Annotated in this window: 22 protein-coding genes; 4 read left to right on the top strand and 18 right to left on the bottom strand. The window is 68.7% G+C overall.

Going from position 1 to position 23,336, the window contains the following annotated elements:
- Nucleotides 1-8: 8 nt before the first annotated feature.
- The 7 genes from ACF088_RS22090 to ACF088_RS22060 all read right to left on the bottom strand — a co-directional run bounded on the left by ACF088_RS22090 (nucleotide 9) and on the right by ACF088_RS22060 (nucleotide 6,693).
- The gene (locus tag ACF088_RS22090; RefSeq protein ID WP_392377480.1) at nucleotides 9-269 is read right to left on the bottom strand and encodes a hypothetical protein; all 261 of its coding nucleotides are present in this window, start codon (nucleotides 267-269) and stop codon (nucleotides 9-11) included.
- A 58-nt stretch (nucleotides 270-327) separates the two neighbouring features.
- Nucleotides 328-1,278 carry a WYL domain-containing protein gene (locus tag ACF088_RS22085; RefSeq protein WP_328388332.1) on the bottom strand — a complete coding sequence of 317 codons (951 nt, stop codon included), beginning with the start codon at nucleotides 1,276-1,278 and terminating at the stop codon, nucleotides 328-330.
- A gap of 16 nt (nucleotides 1,279-1,294) precedes the next feature.
- Nucleotides 1,295-2,263 carry a helix-turn-helix transcriptional regulator gene (locus ACF088_RS22080; RefSeq protein WP_392377479.1) on the bottom strand — a complete coding sequence of 323 codons (969 nt, stop codon included), beginning with the start codon at nucleotides 2,261-2,263 and terminating at the stop codon, nucleotides 1,295-1,297.
- 229 nt (nucleotides 2,264-2,492) lie between these two features.
- The gene (locus tag ACF088_RS22075) at nucleotides 2,493-2,867 is read right to left on the bottom strand and encodes an FKBP-type peptidyl-prolyl cis-trans isomerase (RefSeq protein WP_392377478.1); all 375 of its coding nucleotides are present in this window, start codon (nucleotides 2,865-2,867) and stop codon (nucleotides 2,493-2,495) included.
- Between the two features lie 57 nt (nucleotides 2,868-2,924).
- Nucleotides 2,925-3,833: an FKBP-type peptidyl-prolyl cis-trans isomerase gene (locus ACF088_RS22070; RefSeq protein WP_392377477.1), complete on the bottom strand. Its 909-nt coding sequence runs from the start codon at nucleotides 3,831-3,833 to the stop codon at nucleotides 2,925-2,927.
- 229 nt (nucleotides 3,834-4,062) lie between these two features.
- Nucleotides 4,063-5,424, bottom strand: a complete 1,362-nt coding sequence (pafA, locus tag ACF088_RS22065; RefSeq protein WP_129297219.1) for a Pup--protein ligase — start codon at nucleotides 5,422-5,424, stop codon at nucleotides 4,063-4,065.
- A 9-nt stretch (nucleotides 5,425-5,433) separates the two neighbouring features.
- The gene (locus ACF088_RS22060) at nucleotides 5,434-6,693 is read right to left on the bottom strand and encodes an MFS transporter (protein WP_392377476.1); all 1,260 of its coding nucleotides are present in this window, start codon (nucleotides 6,691-6,693) and stop codon (nucleotides 5,434-5,436) included.
- A gap of 122 nt (nucleotides 6,694-6,815) precedes the next feature.
- On the opposite strand from ACF088_RS22060, the gene ACF088_RS22055 reads away from it, so the two are divergent.
- Nucleotides 6,816-7,892, top strand: a complete 1,077-nt coding sequence (locus ACF088_RS22055; RefSeq protein ID WP_392377475.1) for a LacI family DNA-binding transcriptional regulator — start codon at nucleotides 6,816-6,818, stop codon at nucleotides 7,890-7,892.
- A gap of 43 nt (nucleotides 7,893-7,935) precedes the next feature.
- On the opposite strand, the gene prcA is transcribed toward ACF088_RS22055, so the two are convergent.
- From prcA to arc, 6 genes are all read right to left on the bottom strand, one after another.
- Nucleotides 7,936-8,808, bottom strand: a complete 873-nt coding sequence (gene prcA, locus ACF088_RS22050) for a proteasome subunit alpha (RefSeq protein WP_392377474.1) — start codon at nucleotides 8,806-8,808, stop codon at nucleotides 7,936-7,938.
- A 69-nt stretch (nucleotides 8,809-8,877) separates the two neighbouring features.
- Nucleotides 8,878-9,723, bottom strand: coding sequence for a proteasome subunit beta (gene prcB, locus ACF088_RS22045; protein WP_392377473.1), 846 nt, complete (start codon nucleotides 9,721-9,723; stop codon nucleotides 8,878-8,880).
- Entirely contained in the window at nucleotides 9,675-9,971 is a 297-nt protein-coding gene (locus tag ACF088_RS22040; protein WP_392377472.1) for an endonuclease VII domain-containing protein, read from the bottom strand. The genes prcB and ACF088_RS22040 overlap by 49 nt, the downstream gene beginning before the upstream one ends.
- Before the next feature lie 345 nt (nucleotides 9,972-10,316).
- The gene (locus tag ACF088_RS22035) at nucleotides 10,317-10,535 is read right to left on the bottom strand and encodes a ubiquitin-like protein Pup (protein ID WP_088796879.1); all 219 of its coding nucleotides are present in this window, start codon (nucleotides 10,533-10,535) and stop codon (nucleotides 10,317-10,319) included.
- 190 nt (nucleotides 10,536-10,725) lie between these two features.
- On the bottom strand, nucleotides 10,726-12,237 hold the full coding sequence (gene dop, locus ACF088_RS22030; protein ID WP_392377471.1) for a depupylase/deamidase Dop: 1,512 nt from the start codon (nucleotides 12,235-12,237) through the stop codon (nucleotides 10,726-10,728).
- 276 nt (nucleotides 12,238-12,513) lie between these two features.
- A complete protein-coding gene (arc, locus tag ACF088_RS22025) occupies nucleotides 12,514-14,280 on the bottom strand; it encodes a proteasome ATPase (RefSeq protein ID WP_392377470.1) in 1,767 nt (588 codons plus the stop codon).
- Between the two features lie 249 nt (nucleotides 14,281-14,529).
- Between arc and ACF088_RS22020 the strand changes: the two genes are divergently transcribed.
- Nucleotides 14,530-14,823, top strand: a complete 294-nt coding sequence (locus ACF088_RS22020; protein ID WP_088796882.1) for a ferredoxin — start codon at nucleotides 14,530-14,532, stop codon at nucleotides 14,821-14,823.
- A gap of 45 nt (nucleotides 14,824-14,868) precedes the next feature.
- On the opposite strand, the gene ACF088_RS22015 is transcribed toward ACF088_RS22020, so the two are convergent.
- The 3 genes from ACF088_RS22015 to ACF088_RS22005 all read right to left on the bottom strand — a co-directional run bounded on the left by ACF088_RS22015 (nucleotide 14,869) and on the right by ACF088_RS22005 (nucleotide 17,915).
- A complete protein-coding gene (locus ACF088_RS22015) occupies nucleotides 14,869-15,444 on the bottom strand; it encodes a hypothetical protein (RefSeq protein ID WP_392377604.1) in 576 nt (191 codons plus the stop codon).
- Between the two features lie 202 nt (nucleotides 15,445-15,646).
- Entirely contained in the window at nucleotides 15,647-16,573 is a 927-nt protein-coding gene (locus tag ACF088_RS22010; protein WP_392377469.1) for a tRNA (adenine-N1)-methyltransferase, read from the bottom strand.
- A 79-nt stretch (nucleotides 16,574-16,652) separates the two neighbouring features.
- The gene (locus ACF088_RS22005) at nucleotides 16,653-17,915 is read right to left on the bottom strand and encodes a site-2 protease family protein (RefSeq protein WP_392377468.1); all 1,263 of its coding nucleotides are present in this window, start codon (nucleotides 17,913-17,915) and stop codon (nucleotides 16,653-16,655) included.
- A 175-nt stretch (nucleotides 17,916-18,090) separates the two neighbouring features.
- On the opposite strand from ACF088_RS22005, the gene ACF088_RS22000 reads away from it, so the two are divergent.
- Nucleotides 18,091-19,038: a RecB family exonuclease gene (locus ACF088_RS22000; protein WP_392377467.1), complete on the top strand. Its 948-nt coding sequence runs from the start codon at nucleotides 18,091-18,093 to the stop codon at nucleotides 19,036-19,038.
- Between the two features lie 56 nt (nucleotides 19,039-19,094).
- Nucleotides 19,095-19,766 carry a response regulator transcription factor gene (locus tag ACF088_RS21995; protein ID WP_020929992.1) on the top strand — a complete coding sequence of 224 codons (672 nt, stop codon included), beginning with the start codon at nucleotides 19,095-19,097 and terminating at the stop codon, nucleotides 19,764-19,766.
- A 93-nt stretch (nucleotides 19,767-19,859) separates the two neighbouring features.
- Here ACF088_RS21995 and ACF088_RS21990 read toward each other — a convergent pair whose 3' ends face one another.
- Together ACF088_RS21990 and ACF088_RS21985 are read right to left on the bottom strand one after the other, a co-directional pair.
- A complete protein-coding gene (locus tag ACF088_RS21990; RefSeq protein WP_392377466.1) occupies nucleotides 19,860-21,458 on the bottom strand; it encodes an ABC transporter substrate-binding protein in 1,599 nt (532 codons plus the stop codon).
- 89 nt (nucleotides 21,459-21,547) lie between these two features.
- The gene (locus ACF088_RS21985; protein WP_392377465.1) at nucleotides 21,548-23,155 is read right to left on the bottom strand and encodes an ABC transporter substrate-binding protein; all 1,608 of its coding nucleotides are present in this window, start codon (nucleotides 23,153-23,155) and stop codon (nucleotides 21,548-21,550) included.
- Nucleotides 23,156-23,336: the final 181 nt, after the last annotated feature.

The raw sequence follows: 23,336 nt of genomic DNA, 5'->3' as shown, positions 1-23,336 counted from the left end.
CCTATCGGTCAGCCCGTGTGCAGCCGCAGCGTGCGGACCCCGCCGCCGGTGAGCAGCTCGACGATCCGCTCACCGGCCGGTTTGCGCACCGCGCGGCGGCAGTCGGGGCAGGTGAAGGAGTAGAAGGTGGTGCGGCTGCTGGCGCCGATCGCCAGCCGGAAGGCGTCCGAGGCCAGCTCGAAGCGGCCCCGGCAGTCCGGGCAGGCCGCTTTGAAGAGCACCGGCGCGGTCATGCCCGCCAGGGTGGTGGTCACCATCGTGGTCGTCATCCTTCGCTGCCGCCTCCGGCTCCCTGCGCAGGGCGGTGCCCCGCCCGGTGCGCCGCCTTCACTCGCCGTACGCCGCGAGCGCCTGGTCGGCGGCCTGCCGCGCACTGTCCGCGAGCTCCTGCGGCGCCACGATCCGGCCGTCCCGGCCCAGGCGCAGCGCCAGCCGCCGCAGCGAGGCCGGATCGGGGGTGCGCAGCGTGATGCGCAGTCCGCCGTCGGGGAGCTCTTCGGCGCTGTCGTGCGGGTAGTACTCGGCGACCCAGCGGCCGCCGGGCCCGACCTCGATGGACACCTCGGGGTCCTCGGCCGCGGGCTGTACCAGTCCCTCCGACAGGTCGCGCAGCTCGACCGGCGGCGGGTCGGCGGGGGCGTCCAGCAGCTTGATCTCCGCGACCCGGTCGAGCCGGAAGGTACGCCGGGCCTCGGAGAGCCGGCACCACGCCTCCATATAGGTGTGGCCGACGGCGAACAGCCGGATCGGGTCGACCTCACGTTCGGTCAGCTCGTCGCGGGCCGGGGAGTAGTAGCGCAGCCACAGCCGCCGCCGCTCGGCGATGGCACGGTCCACGTCGGCGAAGACCCCGCCCTCGGACTCGAAGGTCACCGACAGCCGGGCGCTGGCGCCGGCCGCCTCTCCGGCCGCCGCCTCCAGCTTGGCGGTGGCCCGCAGCAGCGCCTGCCGGTCGCCCTCGCGCAGCCCGGGCAGGGTTGCCACGGCCCGTGCCGCGACCAGCAGCGCCGTCGCCTCGTCGGCGGCCAGCCGCAGCGGCTCGGCGACATCGTCGGGGTTGTGCCACCAGATGCGGTCGCCGTCGGTGTCGATGTCCAGGAGGTCGCCGCCACGGAAGCTCGTCCCGCACATCGGCAGGATGTCGAGATCGGCGATCAGCTCGTCCTCGGTGATGCCGAAGGCGCGGGCGACATCACCGACGCGGGCGCCGGGCCGCTCCCGCAGATAGGTCACCAGGGACAGCATCCGGCGGGTCTGGTCGATCGCGTTCGTCGCCATGGGTCTCGTATCCCTCTCAGCCCTTGGCCACGGCACGCAGCCGGTCGATGACCTCGGCGCGCAGTTCCGCGGGTTCCAGTACGACCACATCGGGCCCGAACTCCACCAGCCAGGCGTCGAGGCCATGGCCGTTGGGGATCTCCAGCTCGTCCCAGCCGCCGCCCAGCTCGCGGACGGCGAGCGCGCGGGCGCGCAGCGGATAGCCGTGCTCGGCGCGGAGCTTGATCCTGGCGGTGCCGGTCGCGGTCTCCCCGGCCCAGCTCTCGACGGTCTCGCGGACGGTGACGTGATCGGGCACCGGCGCGGTGAACGCCCCTTGCCGGGAACGGACCTTGCCGGTGATCCGGGAGAGCCTGAAGACCCGCTCCGCCTTGCGTTCGCGGTCCCAGCCGGCGACATACCAATGGCCCCGCCAGCACTCCAGGATCCACGGTTCGACCTGCCGCTGCTCGGGTCGGGCGGCGTTCGACTTGCGGTAGTCGAAGACGACCGGGCGGCGGTCCCGGCAGGCCAGCATCAACGGTTCGAAGGAGGCCTCATGAGCGGGGATACGGGGTTCCAGGGCGCTGTGCGGCTGCCCGGCGTCGTAGTCCGCACCGTCCCCGGCCAGTGGCATACCCGCCGCGCGCAGTTTCTGGAGTGCGCCGCTGGCGGCACCGGCCAGCCGGGCCTGCTGCCAGATCTTCGCGGCGAGCCCGAGGGCGGCGGCCTCCTCGGCATCCAGGGTGATCGGGGGGAGACGGTTGCTGTCGCGGCGGGCGAGATAGCCGATATCGCCCTCGATGCCTTCGACGGTCTCGATGACCAGGCCGAGCTCGCGCAGATCGTCCTTGTCGCGCTCGAACATGCGGTTGAACGAGTCGTCGCTGCCCGCCTCGATATAGGCCTCGATGGACGACCTCAGCTCACGCTTGGTCAGCGGGCGTCGCGTCCCCAGCAGGCACAGCGCCAGATTCATCAGCCGCTCGGCCTTGGCAATGGCCATCGACGCCCTTTCTCGTTGAACTCCCCGATCGTTGACCGTACCGCTCGGGGAGGTCAGGGCAAAAGCCGGACGGGTCAGCCCTCGCGCCCTTGGTCCGCCGCGGGGCGGGGCCGTCGGACGGAAGGGAGCGGGGGCCTACCCGTCCGGGGAGACCCCGAGGGCCCGTGCCATCGCGGCACGGGCCCTCGGAAACGTCAGCAGCGGTCGCGCACCGCGACCGGCAGCGGTCTCAGACGGAGACCAGGTCGCAGACGAAGATCAGCGTCTCGCCCGGGGCGATCCGGCCGCCGCCGGCACCGCGGTCGCCGTAAGCGAGGTGCGCGGGGATGGTCAGCCGGCGGCGGCCGCCGACCTTCATGCCCTGCACGCCCTGGTCCCAGCCGGCGATGACCTGGCCGGCGCCCAGCTGGAACTGCAGCGGCTTACCGCGGTTCCAGCTCGCGTCGAACTCCTCGCCGGTGCTGAACGACACGCCGACGTAGTGGACGGAGACGGTGTCCCCGGCCTTGGCGACCGGCCCGTCGCCCTCCGTCAGGTCCACGATCTCGAGCTCGGTGGGAGCGGGGCCGTCAGGAAAGTCGATCTCGGGCTTGTCGATGCTCACGAATGTGCTCCTACTTACGAATCTTTACGATTACGACGCCAGTCTCGCAGATCGGCGTCAGCTGACGCTGAGGACGTCCACGGAGAACACGAGATCGGAGCCAATGGACTTCTGCTGCTCAGCGGTCAGCTTGCTCTTGGGCACCACGATCAGCACCCGGCTGCCGGCCTTCTTGCCCTTGAGGCCTTCCTTCCACCCCGGCAGCTGCGCGACCGGCACATCCTGCGCCCCGGGCTGCCCCGGCGCCCAGGTGTCGGCGATCGTCTTGCCGTCCTTCCAGGTGACCACCGTGTAGTTGGCACGCACGATGCTCTTCTCGCCGATCGTCGCGCCCTTGCCCTGGATGATCGTCTCGCTCTTGACGTCCTTCGGCGCGTCCTGGCCCTTGGGCAGGGTGATCTTCGGCGCCTTGTCGTCGATATTGGTCCCGACCTTGGGGAGATCGGCGTCGCTCTGCTCGACCGGCTTGCCCTCGATCTTGCTCGGCATGATCTTCTTGAGATCGACGACGAAGACCAGCGTGGAGTTGGCCGGGATGTTCTGCTGCGCCTGCGGCCCGTACCCCTTGTCCGGCGGGATGACCAACTCGACGCGGCTGCCGAGCTTCTGACCCACCAGGCCCTCGTCCCAGCCCTTGATGACCTTGCCGCTGCCGATCTCGAAGGTGGCCGGCGCGCCACGGTCCCAGCTGTTGTCGAAGGCCTTGCCGTCCCAGGTCTGGCCGAGGTAGTTGGCGTTGAGGGCCTCGCCCTTCTTCACCTCGGGCCCGTCGCCCTTTTTGAGGACCTTGACCTGAAGCTTCTTGGGAGGGTCGCCCTCACCCTTGTCGACCTTGGGCTTGGCATCGGCCTGGCCGCTCACCGCCGGCACGGAGCCGGCCTCGGATGAGTCGTCATTGCCGCAGGCCGCTGCAGAAACGAGAAGCAGGGGCACGGCGATCAGGGCTGCGATGGGGCGTCGGCGCACGTATATCCCTCAAAACGGGCTGCGATCAGTGAATGGACAGATCCACTCTAGCCACGCCACACAACAATGGCGGGCCCGTGTCACACGGACCCCGCCACTGTCCCATCCAACCGGCCCCTTCACCGGCACCACACGCCTGGGACGCCACCACTCGACCAGGCCAAAGTCCCTACCGTGCGTGACGCAGGGCCCCGACCCGACACCGGCGGCGGCATACTCCCGAATCCGGTCACATGCCTGCGATCAGCTTCTCCACCCGGTCGTCCACCGAACGGAAGGGGTCCTTGCACAGCACCGTCCGCTGCGCCTGGTCATTCAGCTTGAGGTGCACCCAGTCGACCGTGAAATCACGGCGCTGCTCCTGCGCCCGGCGAATGAAGTCACCACGCAGCCTGGCGCGAGTGGTCTGCGGCGGCACCGACTTGCCCTCGAAGATCTTCAAGTCGTTGCAGATCCGCGCCGCTTGCCCCTTCCGCTCCAGGAGGTAGTAAAGCCCCCGGCGGCGATGGATGTCGTGATACGCGAGGTCTATCTGCGCCACCCGGGGGTGGGACATGGTGATGTTGTTCTTTGTGCGATACCGCTCGATCAGCTGATGTTTCATCACCCAGTCGATCTCGGTGGAGATACGGTCGAGCTCCTCCTCCCGGATCGCCTCGAGCGTACGGCCCCACAGCTCCAGGACCCGCTCGACGGTGCCCGTACGGATTCCGCGGCGGTCGCAGAAATCCACGGCCTTTTCGTAGTACTCCTGCTGGACCTCGAGCGCCGATGCCTCGCGCCCGCTGGCCAGCCGCACCTTGCGCTGCCCGGTGATGTCATGACTGACTTCACGGATGGCCCGGATCGGGTTCTCCAGCGTCAGATCCCGCATGACCGTGCCCGCCTCGATCATGCGCAGGACGAGATCGGTGGCCCCGACCTTCAGCATCATGGTCGTCTCGGACATATTGGAGTCACCGACGATGACATGCAGCCGGCGATAGCGCTCGGCATCCGCATGCGGTTCATCGCGGGTATTGATGATCGGCCGGGAACGGGTCGTCGCCGAGGAGACCCCCTCCCAGATGTGCTCCGCGCGCTGGCTGACGCAGTAGACGGCGCCCCGCGGAGTCTGCAGCACCTTGCCCGCGCCACACAGCAGCTGACGGGTGACGAGGAACGGAATGAGGATGTCCGCGAGCCGGGAGAACTCACCATGACGGGCCACGAGGTAATTCTCGTGACACCCGTAGGAGTTTCCCGCCGAATCGGTGTTGTTCTTGAAGAGATAGACGTCGCCCGCGATTCCCTCCTCATGCAGGCGGCGCTCGGCGTCGACGAGCAGGCCTTCGAGAATGCGCTCGCCGGCCTTGTCGTGCGTGACCAGCTCGGTCACGTTGTCGCACTCGGGAGTTGCATATTCCGGGTGCGAACCCACGTCCAAGTACAGGCGGGCGCCGTTCCGCAGGAAGACATTGCTGCTGCGGCCCCATGACACGACACGGCGGAAGAGGTACCGCGCCACTTCGTCAGGCGACAGTCGGCGCTGTCCCCTGAACGTGCACGTGACGCCGTACTCGTTCTCCAGCCCGAAAATGCGGCGGTCCATGACTGAACATTACGCCTGACGGCCTGCTCTGAAACCGGGTTCGACGGCCCCGTTTCGATCATTTTCCGCCGGGGCCGCACCCGCCGTGCGCAGCACGGGATCCCCGAGAAATCGCTTCGTCGACAAAAGGACGAGCAGCGCGGCGAGCCCACCGGCGCCGGCCACCGCAAAACCCGCCACCGCGCCACCGCTCTCCACCGCCGGACCCACCACGGAAGCACCCAGCGCCGATCCGACACCGAACGTCGTCACCAGCCAGGAGAACGCCTCCGTCACCGTGCCCCGGGGCGCATGACGGTCCACCACCACGAACGCACAGGCCAGCGCCGGCGCCAGGAACACCCCCGCGACCCCGGTCAACGCCGTCATCCCGGCCACCCCCGGCACCAGCACCAGCGGCAGATAGCCCAGCGCCAGCAGCCCGATCAGCAGCCGCAGCCGGCTCTCCGGCCGCCCCGGCCACTCGCGCGCGCCGTAGCCGAGGCCACCGATCAGTGCGCCGACACCCAGCGCGGACAGCAGCCAGCTGGAGATCATCCCCCCGCCGTGCTCCTCCGCATACGCCACCGCCGCGACCGCGATCGACCCCAGCGCCAGCCCCACGAAGAAGAACGCCCCGATCAGCACCAGCATCCCGGCCGAGCGCAACGCACCCAGCCAGTGCGCCTCACGCGGCCCGCTGCGCCACTGCCGGGACGGTTGGGAGACCACGACGGAGAGCGCCCCGAGGACCCCGAGCAGGTTGATCACCAACAGCGCCGCCCCCTCCGACCAGGCCGCCACGCACAGCGTCACCAGCAACGGTCCCACCGCGAACATGACTTCCTGCGCCACCGCGTCCAGCGCATAGGCGGCGTGCACCCGGTCCGCGCGCTTGAGGACCCCGGGCCACAGCGCCCGCAGGCCACCCTCCAGGGGCGGGGTGAAGAAACCGGCGATCACCATGGCGGCGTAGGCGAGCCACGGCACATCCAGGCCGACCGCCGCGAGCAGCGCCATACCGAGCGCGGAGAGCACCGCGGCGGGCAGCATCACCCGCGGCTGGCCGTGGAGGTCCACCGCCCGGCCCAGCAGCGGCTGGCCGAGGGCGTTGCAGACGCCGTAGACCGCGGAGAGCGCACCGGCCAGGGCGTAGCTGCCGCCCTCGGCCCGTACGAAGAGGATCACCGCCAGCGGCGCGGTGGCGTTCGGCAGCCTGCCGACCAGCGTCCCCGCCAGGAGCCGGGCCGCGTGCCGGGTTCTGAGCAGCTCCGCATATCCCGCGGCCATCCCTGCCCCATTTCCGTCCGGACCGGGCCGGACATGTTACGTATAACCTTCGCCGTTATACGTACCATGACCCTCACCCTCAGTCCACCCGCAATGGCCGTGCGCAAGGAGCAAAACACCCGGTGACCAGCAACGAGACCAGCACACCCGGCCGGCGCCCGGCCGCCGCGCGCACGACCAGCCGGGACGTGGCCCGTGCCGCCGGCGTCTCCCAGGCCACCGTCTCACTCGTCCTGGGCGACAAATGGCGCGGCCGGGTCTCCCCCGCCAAGGCCGAAGCCGTCCGCACCGCCGCCCGCGAGCTGGGCTACCGGCCCAACCTCGCCGCGCGCAGCCTGCGGATGGGCCGCACCCGCACCGTCCTGCTGGTCGTCCCCGCCCTGACCAGCGAATTCTTCGCCCGCGTCTACACCGGCGCGGCCCGGGTCGCCGCCGAGCACGGCTTCGGAGTGGTCCTCTACCCCTCCCCCGAGGGCATCGGCCCGGCCCGCGACCCCTTCGACTCCGCGGCGGCCACCCTGGACGGCGTGATCGCCTCATCCATGGCCGCCGAAGCCCTCACCGCGCTCCGCGACGCGGACCTGCCACTGGTCATGCTGGACAGCGACCCCGACGACGACCGGGCCACCGCCACCGTCAACCTCGACATCGCCGACGGCGTACGGCAGATGACCGGCCATCTGACGGCCCTCGGCCACCGCCGCATCACCCATCTCGCCGCCGATGTGGACTCCTGGACCTTCGACCTCCGCGCCCGCGCCGTCACCGAAGCCCTGGAGGGCATCCCCGGCGCACTGCTGCGCCGGCAACCGGCCGCCCTCGACGTCGACGCCGGCCTGCACGCCGCCCAGACCGCCCTGACCGTCCCCGGACCCCGTCCCACGGCCCTGCTCTGCGACGACGACATCATCGCCGCGGGTGCCTGCAAAGCCGTACGCCGACTGGGCCTGCGGGTGCCCGAGGACGTCTCCGTCACCGGTTTCGACGACCTGGCCCTGGCCCTCGCCGTCGAGCCGGAACTGACGACCGTACGGCTGCCCGCCGAGGAGTTCGGCGAGGCCGGGCTGCGGGCCCTGATGAGCGTGCTCGACGGCCGCCCGGCCGAGGCCCCCATCCTGCCGGTCGAACTGATCCCCCGGGGCTCCACCGCCCCGCCCGCGGACGCCCCACGAAACGCCGCGCGCCCCGGCGGGCAGTGACCCACCGGGGCGCGCGACCGGGGACACGCCCCGCAGCCTGACGTCAGAGCAGGGGCTCCCCTTCGGAGCCCTCCTCGCCCGACGCTCCCTTACCGTTGCTGCCCTTGCTTCCCTTGCCCTTCGAGCCCTTGTCGCCGGTTCCCCCGGCGGTGGTCCCGGACTCCCCGGCACCGGCGCCCGCATCCGCGTCCGCCGCCTCGTCGGCGTCCGCCCCGCCGCTCTCGTCCAGCAGCCGGGACAGCTGCCGCCCCAGGATCCGCTGGAACTTGCGCTGCTGCGGACGCGTACGGTCCAGCGTCGCAACCTCCAGCTGCTCGGCGGTCAGCCGGCGTTCGCCGCCGTTGTTGTCCCGCGACAGCGACTCCACGGCCAGCGTGAGCGCCTCGGCCAGCGTCATACCGTCGCGGTGGCGCTGGTCGAGATAGCTGCTGATCTGGTCCGCATTGCCGCCGACCGCCACCGAGCCGTGCTCGTCGACGATCGAGCCGTCGTGCGGAAGCCGGTAGATCTGGTCGTCCTCGGGGGCCGCGCCGACCTCGGCGACGATCAGCTCGACCTCATAGGGCTTCTCGGCGGCGCTGGAGAAAATCGTGCCGAGCGTCTGGGCATAGACATTCGCCAGGCCCCGCGCGGTCACATCCCCACGGTCGTAGGTGTAGCCCCGCAGATCGGCGTAGCGCACACCGCCGATCCGCAGGTTCTCGAACTCGTTGTACTTACCGACCGCCGCAAAGGCGATCCGGTCATAGATCTCGCTTACCTTGTGCAGGGCGCGGGAGGGATTCTCGGCGACGAAGACCACGCCGTCGGTGTACTGCAGCACCACGACACTGCGACCACGCGCGATGCCCTTGCGGGCGTACTCGGCGCGATCGGCCATGGCTTGCTGGGGTGAGACATAGAACGGCGTCGACACCGGCTATCCGTCCCTTCCTGTCAAAAGCTCTCTCGGTAGCTGGGGGAGCATTGCGGAACATCCGTCCCGTCAGAGCAGCGCGGCGCGCGGGCCGTCGGGCTGTTCGAGGCGGCGCTCGTGCACGGCACGGGCGATCTCCGAGACCTCGTCCTCGGTGAGCCTCTTGAAGCCGTCCTCGGTGATCACCGTGACGATGGGGTAGATCCTCCGCCCCATATCGGGCCCGCCGGTCGCCGAGTCGTCATCGGCCGCGTCGTAAAGCGCCTGGACGACGGCGGTGGCTGCCTGATCCGCCGTGAAATCTTCCCGGAAGAGCTTCTTCAGCGCACTGCGCGCAAAGACCGAGCCGGAACCCGTCGCCGCGAAGCCGTGCTCCTCCGAGCGCCCGCCGGTCACGTCGTACGAGAAGATACGGCCCTTCTCGCGGTCGAGGTCATAGCCGGCGAACAACGGCACCACGGCCAGGCCCTGCATGGCCATCCCCAGATTGCTGCGAATCATCGTCGACAGACGATTCGCCTTGCCCTCCAGGGAGAGTTGGGCACCCTCGACCTTCTCGAAGTGCTCCAGCTCCAGCTGGAAGAGCTTGACCATCTCCACCGCGAGACCGGCCGTGCCCGCGATGCCGACCGCCGAATACTCGTCGGCCGGGAAAACCTTCTCGATATCACGCTGCGCGATGACATTGCCCATTGTCGCCCGCCGGTCACCGGCGAGCACCGCGCCTCCGGGGAACGCCGCGGCAACGATCGTCGTGCCGTGCGGCGCCTCGATGACACCCTGCACCGGCGGCAACGGGCGGTTGCCCGGCAGCAGTGCGGGCGAGTGCTCGCCGAGGAAATCCATGAAGGACGAGGATCCAGGCGTCAGGAAGGCAGCTGGTAGACGCCCGGTGCTTTGAATATTGGCTTCCACACGTTTCCTTCCGGATACTCGGCCGCCCGCCTCAATACGTCCGGCCGATCCTTGAATTGACCCAAGGCTGCACTGCAACTGAAGCACAGTACGCCTCGGACCCTACCCGTCTCGTGATCGTGATCCACCTGCACGGGGTCGGCATCCAGGCAGATCCGGCACATCCAGCGCTGCTCCTTGATGAGCGCGTCGCGCTCAGCTTCGCTCATGCCGTAGTGGCGCTTCAGGTGGCCTGCGCGCCCCTTCATCGACGTGCACGACGTGCAGAGTGTCGCCAAACCGTCCGAAGCGCTCCGATTCCGCGTCCACTCACTGTGCGGTTTGTTCACTGCCGTACGTGCGGCAGTGCTTGTGGCCCGCCGGTACCTCCACTCGCGGCCGAACGTTGCGCCCCTTGGCCACCTGACGAGCCTGGTGGTAAGCCGACGCGCAACCCCGGCGGTAGGCCTGCAGCCCATCACGCATCGCCTTATTCCCTGCGAAGGCCGTCCGCGGCCTGCCCTCCTTGCACCGCGGACAGCGCTTCGCACGTTGGTCTTCTGACACTCGAAGCCCCCGCCACCCACAAGTCTTCGATTCTAAGGCAACTAGGCCTATTGTCCGCCCTTTTGTACGAAGGAGCGCACAAAATCCTCTGCGTTCTCCTCGAGGACATCGTCAATCTCGTCCAGCACCGAGTCCACGTCGTCCGACAACTTCTCCTGGCGTTCCTTGAGGTCTTCCGAGGCCTGCGCGTCCTCTGTCTGCTCCTCGACCTCTTCCGTGGAACGCGTGGCCTTCGCCTGTCCGCCGCCGCTGTCCTTGGTCGCCATGTCCCTCACCCCGCTCGGTTCGCCCCGCTCGATGTGACCCTTCAAGATCCGACCCTACAAGCAGGGTCCGACATCGGCCCTGCAGTTGCTGCAACGCCCGGGAGTCACCTCATTGATTCCCGCACCGCGACGATTTCAGCCGCGGATCGGCTGTGGATCTTGATGAATTCTGTCGTGCACCTGCCGAAGCTCAGCGGCCGGACAGCGTCCTCACCAGCTCCTCCGCGGTACGGCAGCGGTCAAGAAGCTCCTTGACATGCTTCCGGGTCCCCCGCAGTGGCTCCAGCGTGGGAACCCGTTGCAGGGAGTCACGTCCGGGCAGATCGAAGATGACCGAATCCCATGAGGCGGCCGCGACATCGTCCGCGTACTGCTCCAGGCAGCGGCCGCGGAAGTAGGCCCTGGTGTCCTCTGGAGGCTTCTGCTCGGCCCGCTCGACCTGCGGCTCGTCCAGGAGCCGTTTCATCTTCCCGCGGGCCGCCAGACGGTTGTACAAGCCCTTGTCGGGCCGCACGTCGGCGTACTGCAGGTCGATGAGGTGCAGTCGCGCCGCGTCCCACTCCAGGCCGTCGCGGCGCCGGTAGCCCTCCATCAGCTCCCGCTTGGCGACCCAGTCCAGCTCGCCGGACAGGCTCATCGGGTCGTTCTCCAGCCGGCCGAGCACGTCCTCCCACCGGGTCAGGACGTCCTTGGTCTGCTCGTCCGCATCCGCGCCGTAGCGGTCCTCGACGTATTTGCGGGCCAGCTCGAAGTACTCCATCTGGAGCTGTACACCGGTGAGCGTGCGGCCACTGCGGAGCGTGATCAGATGCTGCAGGGAGGGGTCGTGCGAGACCTGGTGGAGGGTGCGGACCGGCTGGTCCACGGCCAGATCGACGGCGATGAAGCCGTCCTCGATCATCGAGAGCACCAGGGAGGTGGTGCCCAGCTTCAGATACGTCGAGATCTCGGAGAGGTTCGCGTCCCCGATGATCACATGGAGCCGGCGGTACTTCTCCGCGTCCGCGTGCGGTTCGTCGCGGGTGTTGATGATGGGCCGTTTGAGCGTCGTCTCCAGCCCGACCTCCACCTCGAAGTAGTCGGCGCGCTGGCTGAGCTGGAATCCGTGGTCATGGCCGTCCTGACCGATTCCGACCCGGCCGGCGCCGGTGACCACCTGGCGAGAGACGAAGAACGGCGTCAGGTGCCGCACGATGTCCGAGAAGGGGGTCTCCCGCTTCATCAGGTAGTTCTCGTGCGTCCCGTAGGAGGCGCCCTTGTTGTCGGTGTTGTTCTTGTAGAGGTGGATGGGCTGGGCGCCGGGGACCTGGGCGGCCCGTTCGGCGGCCTCGGCCATGATCCGCTCGCCGGCCTTGTCCCACAGCACGGCGTCACGCGGGTTGGTGACCTCGGGGGCGCTGTATTCGGGGTGGGCATGGTCGACGTACAGCCTGGCGCCATTGGTGAGGATCACGTTCGCCAGGCCGATGTCCTCGTCCGTGAGCTGGCTGGCGTCCGCATTTTCACGCGAGAGGTCGAAGCCGCGGGCGTCCCGCAGCGGGTTCTCCTCCTCGAAATCCCAGCGGGCACGGCGTGCCCGGTGCATCGCGGCCGCGTAGGCGTTGACGACCTGGGACGAGGTGAGCATGGCATTGGCGTTCGGGTGACCCGGGACGGAGATCCCGTACTCCGTCTCGATTCCCATTACTCGCCGTACGGTCATGCGGCCCTCCTTGCCCGGCGGCGCCCCCGGATGGGGTCGGCGCTCAAGTACCGCGGTGCCTCCGGTCCGTGCGCGTGCCCCGCACCCGCACAGTGTGACGCAGCGGTACCGAAGAGCCTAGAACGCCTTTGCGGCGCTGGGGAGATCATTACAGTCATTGCTCCAGTCCGGTTTTCCCTGGTCCACCGCGCCCTTATGGGGCGCGGTTCTGGCGCCCCCGGAAAAGCGTCCGGCTGCGGACGCCCCGTGCAGGACATCCGCAGCCGGAGAGCGGTGTTACAGGTATTGGCCGGTATTCGCCACCGTATCGATGGAGCGACCGGTGTCCGCGCCCTGCTTTCCGGTGACGAGCGTACGGATGTAGACGATCCGCTCGCCCTTCTTTCCGGAGATCCGGGCCCAGTCGTCCGGGTTGGTGGTGTTGGGCAGGTCCTCGTTCTCCTTGAACTCGTCCACGCATGCCTGGAGGAGGTGGGAGACGCGAAGGCCCTTCTGGTTGTGTTCGAGGAAGGCCTTGATGGCCATCTTCTTTGCGCGTCCTACGATGTTTTCGATCATCGCACCGGAGTTGAAGTCCTTGAAATAGAGGACTTCCTTGTCACCATTGGCGTAGGTGACCTCCAGGAAGCGATTTTCCTCGGATTCCGCGTACATCTGCTCGACGACGGATTGAATCATTCCGCTTACTGCGGCCTTCCGCGAGTCGCCGTGTTCGGCGAGATCGTCGGAGTGCAGCGGGAGCCTTTCGGTGAGGTACTTCGAGAAGATGTCCTTGGCGGCCTCGGCGTCCGGACGCTCGATCTTGATCTTCACGTCGAGACGGCCGGGACGCAGGATCGCGGGGTCGATCATGTCCTCGCGGTTCGAGGCACCGATCACGATCACGTTTTCGAGGCCCTCGACGCCGTCGATCTCGGAGAGCAGCTGCGGGACGATGGTGTTCTCCACGTCCGAGCTGACACCGGACCCCCGGGTACGGAAGAGGGAGTCCATCTCGTCGAAGAAGACGATGACGGGGGTGCCCTCGCTCGCCTTTTCCCTGGCCCGCTGGAAGACCAGCCGGATGTGCCGCTCCGTCTCACCGACGTATTTGTTGAGCAGCTCGGGACCCTTGATGTTGAGGAAGAAGCTCTTCCCCGCGGGTTGCCCGGTCACCTCGGCGACCTTTTTGGCAAGGGAGTTGGCGACCGCCTTGGCGATGAGCGTCTTGCCGCAGCCCGGCGGGCCGTAGAGCAAGACACCCTTGGGCGGGCGGAGTTCGTGCTCCTTGAAGAGGTCGGGGTAGAGGTACGGAAGCTCGACCGCGTCCCGGATCAGTTCGATCTGGCCGCCCAGACCGCCGATCTTGGTGTAGTCGATGTCCGGGACCTCTTCGAGGACGAGCTCCTCGACCTCGCTCTTCGGGATGACCTCGTAGACGTAGCCGGAACGGGGCTCGAGGAGCAGGGCGTCGCCGGGGCGGATGGTGATGTCCAGCAGCGGCTCGGCGAGCCTGACCACCCGTTCCTCGTCGGTGTGCCCGATCACCAGGGCGCGCTCGCCGTCCTCGAGGATCTCCTTGAGGGTGACGATGTCGCCGGCGCTCTCGAACTCCATGGCCTCGACCACGTTGAGCGCTTCATTGAGCATGACCTCCTGGCCACGCCTGAGGTCCCCGGTCTCCACACTGGGGCTGACATTCACCCGGAGCTTTCTGCCTCCGGTGAAAATGTCGACCGTGTCGTCCTCGTTCGCCTGCAGGAAGACACCGAAACCGGCCGGCGGCTGTGCGAGCCGGTCGACCTCCTCCTTGAGCGCGACGATCTGGTCGCGGGCCTCGCGGAGAGTATTGGCGAGACGCTCGTTCTGCGCCGAGACGCCGGCCAGGTTGGTCTGCAGCTCGACGATCCGCTCTTCGAGAATCCTCGTGTGACGCGGAGAGTCGGCGAGCTTGCGTCGCAGGACGGCGATCTCCTGCTCAAGATAGGCAACCTGGCCGGCGGGATCTTCAGACCCCCGCCCCGGCCGGATGCCGCGGTTGATGTCGTCGTCGTGGGCTGCCACGGTCCTCACCTCCTCCAAGGAGCTGGACGCTTCCTGACCCTACCTGGGCCGGTGCAGGTTGAAACCCCTAGATCGAAAAGACTGTCGGGGCGTGTCCGATCTTCACCCTTGCGCACGTCCTCACGCCAAGGGAATACCCACCCAACAACATCGGAAAGCGAGCGGTTGTATGGTCGAGTCGGTCAACACCCGTCAGGGCTGGCGCCACTTAGACAAAAACGGTTCACGTACGCAGGAACGGCAGGCGAGATGACCGCGCAGGACGAAGCCCCAGAGCTGGAAGTGTGGATCGACCAGGATCTGTGCACCGGGGACGGCATCTGTGCGCAGTACGCGCCGGAGGTCTTCGAGCTCGACATCGACGGGCTGGCCTATGTGAAGAGCACCGAGGACGAGCTGCTGCAGGACAAGGGGGCCACAACCCCCGTCCCGCTGAAGCTGCTCGATGACGTCCGGGACTCCGCGAAGGAGTGCCCCGGGGACTGCATCCACGTCCGCCGTGTCAAGGACCTGGTCGAGGTCTACGGACCGGACGCGGAGTAGCCGGCGCGGCGCGGACCGCGTCGGCCGGACACATGATGTGACAGATCACAGACGCTCGGTGCTCATGGCCGCGGGGAGTTCGCTCTGGACGAACTTCCCGCCCTTCCACTGCCACTTGACGCTCCGGTGCACATCGGGGCAGCAGCGCGGGACGTCGAGCGTGGAGTAGCCCAGCAGGGCCGCTGAGATCGCGCCGTTCTCGACCGTGAGGGTTTGGACGGTGCGGCGGCGGGCGGGGTCGAGGAGTGTCGCCACGATCCGGGGTGCGGCCTTGGGGTCGGACGGCTGCGCGAGGACGTAGACGCCGCTGGGCGGGGTGCCGGTCTGGCTGTGGCAGCGGACCACGGCGACGGTCTCGGTCGTCCCGTCGCCGTCGAGGTCGCCGGAGGCCTTCTTCACCACGTCGAGGCGGTTGGGGCCGCAGTCGACCGGAAAGGTCACCTTGCCCGGGTCGGGGGCGGCGGCGGGGCGGGGTCCCGCCGCGGCAACGGGGGAGGTCGTGGCCTTGGCGTCGGGGGGCTGGACGAAGGACGCGGCCGCCACGACCGCCGAGATGGCGGTGGCGGTGGCGAGCCAGTGCATGGGGCGCGGCTGGGTGTGCAAAAGGTCCTGGCCTGCCATGGGCTGCACGCGGGGTAACTCCTGTGAAGTGCTGTACCGGTGGGAGTGCCCAGCATCGTTCCACAGGAGGGTGCGCCAAGGAACCGGCCGGGCCGGAGTTTTCCGTGCAGATCCGGTGGGGGAAACGAAGGAGCGCCGCCGGCGGTTCCCGGTCGGGAACTCGTCGGCGGCGCCTGGTGGTTCGGTGGCCGGATCCGGGCGGTCAGCCGCGCTCGGCGGAGCCGCCTTGGGAGGCGGCTGCCTGGTCCTTGCCCGGTCCTGTGTAGTCCTCGCCGTAGGCGCCCTTGGCGGGGCGGCGGCGGCGCAGCGGGGGCTCGACGCCGTCGGCGAGCCGGCGGGCGGTCAGCAGGAAGCCGGTGTGGCCGATCATGCGGTGGTCGGGGCGGACGGCGAGGCCTTCGACGTGCCAGGTGCGGACCATGGTTTCCCAGGCCGAGGGCTCGTTGAAGGTGCCGTGTTCGCGGATCGCCTCGACCGTGCGGGCCATCTGCGTCGTCGTCGCGACGTAGGCGCAGAGGATGCCGCCGGGGACCAGGGCCTTGGAGACGGCCTCCAGGCACTCCCAGGGGGCGAGCATGTCGAGGATGACGCGGTCGACGTCGGTGTCGGAGAGGTTGTCCTGCAGGTCACCGACGGTGAGCGTCCACGCCGGGTGCGGACCGCCGAAGTAGCGCTCGACGTTCTGGGTGGCGATCTCGGCGAAGTCGGCACGGCGCTCGTAGGAGTGCAGCATGCCGTCGTCGCCGATGGCGCGCAGCAGGAAGCTGCTGAGCGAGCCGGAGCCCACACCGGCCTCGACGACGCGGGCGCCGGGGAAGATGTCGGCCATCGCCAGGATCTGCCCCGCGTCCTTGGGGTAGACCACGGCGGCGCCGCGGGGCATGGACAGGACATAGTCGGGGAGCAGCGGGCGCAGCGCGAGGTAGGCGACGTTCCCGGTGGTACGGACAACGCTGCCCTCGGGAGCACCGATCAGCTCGTCGTGGGGGAAAGCTCCCTTGTGGGTGTGGAAGCTTTTTCCCTCTTCGAGCGTGAAGGTGTAGTGGCGTCCCTTGGGATCGGTGAGCTGGACCTGGTCCCCGACCTTGAAGGGCCCGCGACGGCGGGCGGCACCGGTCGGTTCGGACATGTGACCAGCCTACCGGCCCGTCGGGACGCCGCGGACCAGTGGGCGGCCGGGAGACGGCCGGGGGACGGCCGGCGCGGGGTCAGGCCTTGCGGGCCATGGCGGAGACGAAGGCCCGCTCGACGTCGGCGGTGGACAGTACGCCGTAGATCTCGCCGGTCTCCTCGATGACGAGGTATTCGGTGGCGGGGGTGGCGCGCAGGTACTCCAGAAGGTCCTCGCCGGCGAGTTCGGCGGAGACCCGCATACCGTCCTTGAGGTCTTGGGCGAGGGTGCCGACGGCGACCCAGGGGCGGCGGTGGTCGGGGACGCCGATGATGGCGGCCTCGCGGACGACGGCGGTGGGGGTGCCCTGGCGGTCGACGACGACCAGGGCGCGGGCGCCGGCGTCGTTGGCGCGGCGGAGTGCCTCGGAGAGCGGGGTGTCGGCCTCGACGGGGACGGCGCGCCGGGTCAGGGTGCGGGCGGTGAGGTCGGGGAGCCGTTCCCGTAGCCGGGCCATGCGCAGGCTGTTGCCGGCGCCGGTCCAGATGATCGCGGCGAGGATCGCGGCGAGCAGGGCGTCGGTGAGCGAGTCGGCGCCGCCGATCTCGGGGCGGGCGGTGCCGAGGGCGCCGGTGTGGGTGAGCAGCGGCAGGCCGATGAGGACGGTGACGGCGAGCGCGCGGCCGACCCAGGCGGCGGCGATGGTGCCGCTCATGGGCTTGCCGGTGATCTTCCAGACGATGGCGCGGAGCATCCGGCCGCCGTCGAGGGGAAGCCCGGGCAGCAGGTTGAAGATCGCCACGATGAGGTTGGAGATCATCAGGCCGGCGAGCAGCACGCCGGGGACGGTGCCCGGTTCGACCAGCTGCACTCCGGCGTAGAAGACCCCGGCGAGGACGAGGGAGAGCAGCGGGCCGACGAAGGCGAGGATGAACTCCCTGCCGGGGGTCTCGGTCTCCTTCTCGATCTCCGAGACTCCGCCGAAGAACTGCAGCTGGATGCGCCGTACGGGGAGCTTGAAGCGGAGCGCGGCAACGGTGTGGGCCAGCTCGTGGACGAGCACCGAGGCGTAGAAGGCGACCGCGAAGAACAGCGAGACGAGATAGCGGGCGGCGCCGAGCTCGGGCAGTACGCGCTCCAGCTGGCCACCGAAGACCCAGGTGATCAGGGCGGCGACGAGGAACCAGCTGGGCGCGACGTAGACGGGCACGCCGAAGGGACGGCCCATCAGGATGCCGCCACCGCTGGGCTTCCTCTTGCCCGGCGGGGGTGCCTTGGGCCCGTTGTTGTGCTCGGGCGGCTCGGGCGGCTGGGGCCGCACGGACTCCTCGGGGTCCTGCGACTTCCCGCTCTCGTCCACGGCGTCCCCTCATCGAATACGGCATTCGCCCCTGCTAGGCCTGATATCTCGATCATGCAGGGTGCAGGGGTCCAAGGTCGATGGTATGCGGAGTGCCCTGGCCCGATCCGCTGCGGGGCCCCTGCGCCGGTGACCCGTCCGCGCCTGTCAGTGGCGGGCCGTAGGGTTTTGTGGCATGGGATGGAGCACGGAGCAGGCCGAGGCGGGCGCACAGGGCGGGGAAGCCGGGCGGGGCATGGAGGCTGCGGGGGCGCGGGGCGGCGGAGAGCAGCAGCGGCCGCCGGTGGCGCTGTCGCCGTCGCGGGCGAGCGATTTCATGCAGTGTCCGCTGCTGTACCGCTTCCGGGTGATCGACCGACTGCCCGAGAAGCCGAGCGCGGCGGCGACGCGCGGCACGGTCGTGCATGCGGTGCTGGAGCGGCTCTTCGACGCGCCGGCGGCGGAGCGTACGGCCGTCGGGGCACGGGCGATGGTCCCGGGCGAGTGGGAGAAGCTGCTGGCCAAGCGGCCGGAGCTGGCGGAGCTTTTCGCGGACGACGTGGAGGGTGAGCGGCTGGCGCAGTGGCTGGCCCAGGCCGAGGCGCTGGTGGAGCGGTGGTTCTCGCTGGAGGATCCGACGCGGCTGGAGCCGGCGGACCGTGAGCTCTATGTCGAGACGGTGCTGGATTCGGGGCTGCAGCTGCGGGGGTTCATCGACCGGGTGGATGTCGCGCCGACGGGTGAGGTGCGGATCGTCGACTACAAGACCGGCAAGGCGCCGCGGCCGCAGTTCGCCGAGGGCGCGCTGTTCCAGATGAAGTTCTATGCGCTGGTGATGTGGCGGCTGCGCGGTGTGGTGCCGCGGCGGCTGCAGCTGGTCTATCTGGGCAGCGGCGATGTGGTGACGTACGACCCGGGCGAGGCCGATCTGCGGGGGGTGGAGCGGAAGTTGCTGGCGCTGTGGGAGGCGATCCGGCTGGCGACCGCGACCGGCGACTGGCGGCCGCGGCCGACGAAGCTGTGCGGCTGGTGCGACCACCAGGCCCACTGTCCGGAATTCGGCGGCACTCCCCCGGTGTATCCGCTCCAGGTCCGCCCGCCGGAGGGCGGCGGGGTGCCGCAGGGCAGAATGGGGGAAATCTAGCGCAGTTGCCTGTACCAGGCGCCGATCGCCCGGACAGGCCTGTCAAAGGAGAGCTCGTGGCCATCCGCGTCCTGCTGGTCGACGACCAGCCCCTGCTGCGTACGGGATTCCGGATGATTCTGGAGGCGGAGCAGGATCTTGCGGTCGTCGGGGAGGCCGGTGACGGTCTACAGGCGCTGGAGCAGGTGCGGGCGCTGCAGCCCGATGTGGTGCTGATGGACATCCGGATGCCCCGGATGGACGGCGTCGAGGCGACCCGGCAGATCACCGGGCCGGCGAAGGACGGCCCGGCGAAGGTGCTGGTGCTGACGACGTTCGATCTGGACGAGTATGTCGTCGAGGCGCTGCGGGCGGGGGCGAGCGGCTTCCTGCTCAAGGACGCGCCGGCCAATGAGCTGGTGCAGGCGATCCGGGTGGTGGCGGGGGGCGAGGCGATGCTCGCGCCGAGCATCACGCGCCGGCTGCTGGACAAGTACGCCGGGCATCTGCCGTCGGGCGAGGAGCCGGTGCCGGACACGCTGCACACCCTCACCGAACGCGAGGTGGAGGTGCTGAAGCTGGTGGCGCGCGGGTTGTCGAATGCGGAGATCGCCGCGGATCTGTTCGTGAGCGAGACGACGGTGAAGACGCATGTGGGTCATGTGCTGACGAAGCTGGGGCTGCGCGACCGGGTGCAGGCGGCGGTGTACGCGTACGAGAGCGGGCTGGTCCGCCCCGGCGCCCAGTAGCCGGCGGGGCCTGACGGCCCGGCAGACGGACGGCGGCGGGGCCGGCCCGGGGAGATTTCCCGGGCCGGCCCCGCCGTCGTGTGACAGGTGCGGTCAGGCCTCGGCCGACTTGCTGATCTCCCAGAACCGGAAGACGGTCGAGGGGTCCAGGGTCCATTCCAGGCCGGAGACCCCTTCACGGGCCACCGCGTACTGCTTGCCCTGCCAGAGCGGGATCATCGGCACGTCCTGCGCGACGATGTCCTGCAGCTCCCGGAATTCGGACTTGGTGGCGCCCCGGTCCGGCTGGTCGGCCGTCTTGGGCAGCAGGTGTCCGGTGATGGTGGGCGAACTGTAGTGGTTGGCCACCACGCTGTCCTTGCCGAAGAACGGCGCGGTGAAGTTGTCGGGGTCCGGATAGTCGGGGATCCAGCCCTTGACGTAGACGCCGAACCGGCCGGAGGCCACGCCCTGCGCGTACTCCTTGGTGGGCAGGGTGCGCACCTTGGCGTCGAACAGGCCGCTGCCGTTCAGCTGTTGGGCGATTTCCTCGAAGGCCGGGACGGTGCCGGGGCCGAAGCGGTCGGGGGTGGCCCACAGGGTGAGCGGCACCTTGCCGTTGAGGCCGGCGGAGCGCAGCGCGTCCTTCGCCTTGGCGGGCTTCGGGCTGTCGCCGTAGGTGTTGAAGAAGGAGGTGCTGTGGCCGGTGATGCCGGCCGGGACGATCGAGTACAGCGGCACCGCGGTGCGCTGGTAGACGTCCCGGACCAGGGTCGAGCGGTCCAGGAGGTAGGCGATCGCCTTGCGGACGCCCAGCTTGCCGGCGACCGGGTCCTTGAGGTTGAAGACCAGGTGCATGACCTCGGCGCTGGCGCCCTCGACGACCTGGGTGCCGTGCTGCTGCTTCAGCGAGGCGTTGTCGAGTGCCGCAATGTCCTTCATGGACAGGCCGCGGTAGGCGACATCGACATCGCCCTTCTCGACGGCCGTCTTGAGCTTGTCGGGGCGGTTGAAGAACTTCACGGTCATCCCGGAGTTCTTGACCTTGGCGGAGCCCTTGTACGAGCCGTTGACGCCGAAGACGGCCTTCTGGGGGCTGTACTCCTTGAGGGTGTAGACCCCGGAGCCGGTGGCCTTGCCGTCGGTGCGCAACCGGTCGGCGGGGTAGTCGGCGTGGTCGACGATCGAGCCGGCGCCCGAGGCTATCTTCATCGGGAAGGTCGCATCGGGCGCCTTCAGCCGGAAAATCACGGTTTTGGCGTCCGGCGCCTCGACCTTGTCGAGCGCGGAGAACATCACGGCGGGGCCGTTGGTGTCGTTGATGCGCCGGGTGCGGTCGAAGGAGTACTTGACGTCCTTGGAGGTCAGCGCGTCACCATTGCTGAACTTGAGGCCGTCCTTGAGGGTGCAGCGGTAGACCTTGCTGTCGCCGCCGGTGAAGCCGCACCGTTCGGCGGCCTCCGGCTCGGGGGTGGTGCCTCCCTTGGGGAAACTCAGCAGGGACTGGAAGACGTTGTTGAACAACAGCCATGATCCCGGCTCGTAGCCGGATGCCGGGTCGGTGGACTGGACCTTGTCCGTCATTCCCATGACCACGGGCTCGCCGGTACCGGCCGCCCCCGAGTCGTCCGTGCCGCACCCGGCGACCGCGAGCAGGGCTGTGGCCAGCCCCGCTCCGATCGGGGCGGCCAGCCACTGGTCACGCTTCCTCACTAAACGGTCCTCACGTTCTGGGTGGTGCCTGTCGGGCCGCGGCGGGGAGACCGCGGCGGGGGTGTGCTGCATCGGTCGGGTCCGCGGGCTCAGTCGGCGACGCCGCGGCTGAGCTCCCAGATCTGCAGCGACGAGGAGGAGTTGAGGGCCCACTCGATGCCGGTGACGTCGTCGCGGGCGACCACGTACTGCTTGCCCTGCCACAGCGGGAGGAGCGGTACGTCGTCGGCGATGAGGTCCTGCGCCTGCTTGAAGTTGGCGCCGGCGGCGTTGCGGTCGGTCTGCTGCCGGCTGTCCGGGATCAGCTGCGACTCGATCTTGGTGTTGCGGTACGGGGAACCGAGGAAGTTCTGCTTGCCGATGAACGGCGCGATGTAGTTGTCCGCGTCCGGGATGTCGGCGAACCAGCCCATGTTGTAGACGCTGTATTTGCCGTGCAGGGAGTCGGTCCGGAACTGCTGCCAGCTGTCGACGCCCTTGACGCTGATGTCGAACAGCTTGGTGCTGTTGAGCTGGCTCTGCAGCGCACGCACTTCCTTGGCGGTGCTGGAGCCGTAGTGGTTCGTGGTGTACGTGAGGGTGAACTTCACCGGGGTGGTGATGTTCGCCTGCTGCAGCGTCTTACGGGCCGCGGTCACACTGGGGTTCCCGTACTTGGTGAAGAACGAGTTGATGTGACCGGTGAGACCGGTGGGAACCATCGAGTAGAGGGGGTCACCGGTGTAGGAGTAGACGTCGCGCACCAGCTCCGAGCGGTTGACGATCTGCGCCATCGCCTTCCGCACGGCCTTGTTGGAGACGGCCGGGTCCTTGGTGTTGAAGGCGAGGTAGCGGATCTCCTGCCCCGGCATCTCCTGGATCATGATGTGCTTGTCCTGGGAGTTCTCCAGGCCCCTGATCTGGTCGGGCGACAACCCGCGGTACATCAGGTCGACATCGCCCTTGCGCAGCGACTGCTCCGTGGCCTTGGAGTCGGCGAAGAAGCGCATCTCGACCTTGTCGTTCTTCACGTTCACCCCGCCCTTGTAGCTGGGGTTCTTGGTGAAGGTGGCCTTGGTGATGCGGTTGTTCTTGTGCTCCGTCTTCACCGTGTACGGGCCGGAGCCGACCACGTCGAAGCCGCTGTAGAGGCGGCCCTTGGGGTACACCTCGCTGTCGACGATGGCCGCGGCGGGGGTGGCGAGCTTCTGCGGGAAGGTGGCGTCCGGCTTGCGGAGGTGGAAGACCACCTCCTTGTCGTTGGGCGTCTCGACCTTGTCGATGTCGTCGAGCAGCGCGACCGGACCGTTGGTGTTGTTGATGGTCCGCATGCGGTCGAAGGAGAACTTGACGTCCTGTGCCGTCAGGGCGTGCCCGTTGGAGAACTTCAGACCGCTGCGCAGGGTGCAGCGGTACTGCTCGTTCTGGGTGTCGCGGAACCCGCAGGACTCGGCGGCCTCGGGTACCGGCGCGGTGCCGGTCCTGGGCAGCCGCATCAGCGTCTGGAGGGTGCCGCGCAGCATGTTCCACGCATCGACGTCGTAGGCCTGCGCCGGGTCGAGCGGCGCGGGCGCCGCCTTGGTCGCCTCGATCACGGTGGGGACGCCCACGACGATCGGATCGCCGCCTTCGCCCGCGCCGTCCGTGCTGCCACAGGCTGCGAGAACGGGGGCGAGGAGACCGGCCAGCGCCGGCAGCACCAGGGTCTTGCGATTCATCGTCGGCAGGTTCCTTATCAGCGCAGAGGTGTTGCTCGCGTCGACATTAGTAGGAACGGCCAGCCACTCTCAGACACAAAGGAGTTGATTCGATATGGGCTCCGGATAACGACAGGTGGGTGATCGATATCCGGACGGTGGAACGATTCGCGCGTTGCTCCACCAATCCGGACACTTACCC

This window comes from Streptomyces sp. NPDC015125 (assembly GCF_043080045.1).
Taxonomy (GTDB): domain Bacteria; phylum Actinomycetota; class Actinomycetes; order Streptomycetales; family Streptomycetaceae; genus Streptomyces.
The sequence above is the reverse complement of the archived record's forward strand: the minus strand, read 5'-3'. Positions and strand labels throughout refer to the sequence as shown.

Bases quoted from the DNA above. Each gene is read 5' to 3' on its own strand.
- ACF088_RS22090 (WP_392377480.1), bottom strand. From the start codon at position 269: ATGACGACCACGATGGTGACCACCACCCTGGCGGGCATGACCGCGCCG.
- ACF088_RS22085 (WP_328388332.1), bottom strand. From the start codon at position 1,278: ATGGCGACGAACGCGATCGACCAGACCCGCCGGATGCTGTCCCTGGTG.
- ACF088_RS22080 (WP_392377479.1), bottom strand. From the start codon at position 2,263: ATGGCCATTGCCAAGGCCGAGCGGCTGATGAATCTGGCGCTGTGCCTG.
- pafA (WP_129297219.1), bottom strand. From the start codon at position 5,424: ATGGACCGCCGCATTTTCGGGCTGGAGAACGAGTACGGCGTCACGTGC.
- ACF088_RS22060 (WP_392377476.1), bottom strand. From the start codon at position 6,693: ATGGCCGCGGGATATGCGGAGCTGCTCAGAACCCGGCACGCGGCCCGG.
- ACF088_RS22040 (WP_392377472.1), bottom strand. From the start codon at position 9,971: ATGAAGGGGCGCGCAGGCCACCTGAAGCGCCACTACGGCATGAGCGAA.
- ACF088_RS22035 (WP_088796879.1), bottom strand. From the start codon at position 10,535: ATGGCGACCAAGGACAGCGGCGGCGGACAGGCGAAGGCCACGCGTTCC.
- dop (WP_392377471.1), bottom strand. From the start codon at position 12,237: ATGACCGTACGGCGAGTAATGGGAATCGAGACGGAGTACGGGATCTCC.
- ACF088_RS22020 (WP_088796882.1), top strand. From the start codon at position 14,530: ATGACCGCGCAGGACGAAGCCCCAGAGCTGGAAGTGTGGATCGACCAG.
- ACF088_RS22015 (WP_392377604.1), bottom strand. From the start codon at position 15,444: ATGGCAGGCCAGGACCTTTTGCACACCCAGCCGCGCCCCATGCACTGG.
- ACF088_RS22010 (WP_392377469.1), bottom strand. From the start codon at position 16,573: ATGTCCGAACCGACCGGTGCCGCCCGCCGTCGCGGGCCCTTCAAGGTC.
- ACF088_RS22000 (WP_392377467.1), top strand. From the start codon at position 18,091: ATGGGATGGAGCACGGAGCAGGCCGAGGCGGGCGCACAGGGCGGGGAA.
- ACF088_RS21985 (WP_392377465.1), bottom strand. From the start codon at position 23,155: ATGAATCGCAAGACCCTGGTGCTGCCGGCGCTGGCCGGTCTCCTCGCC.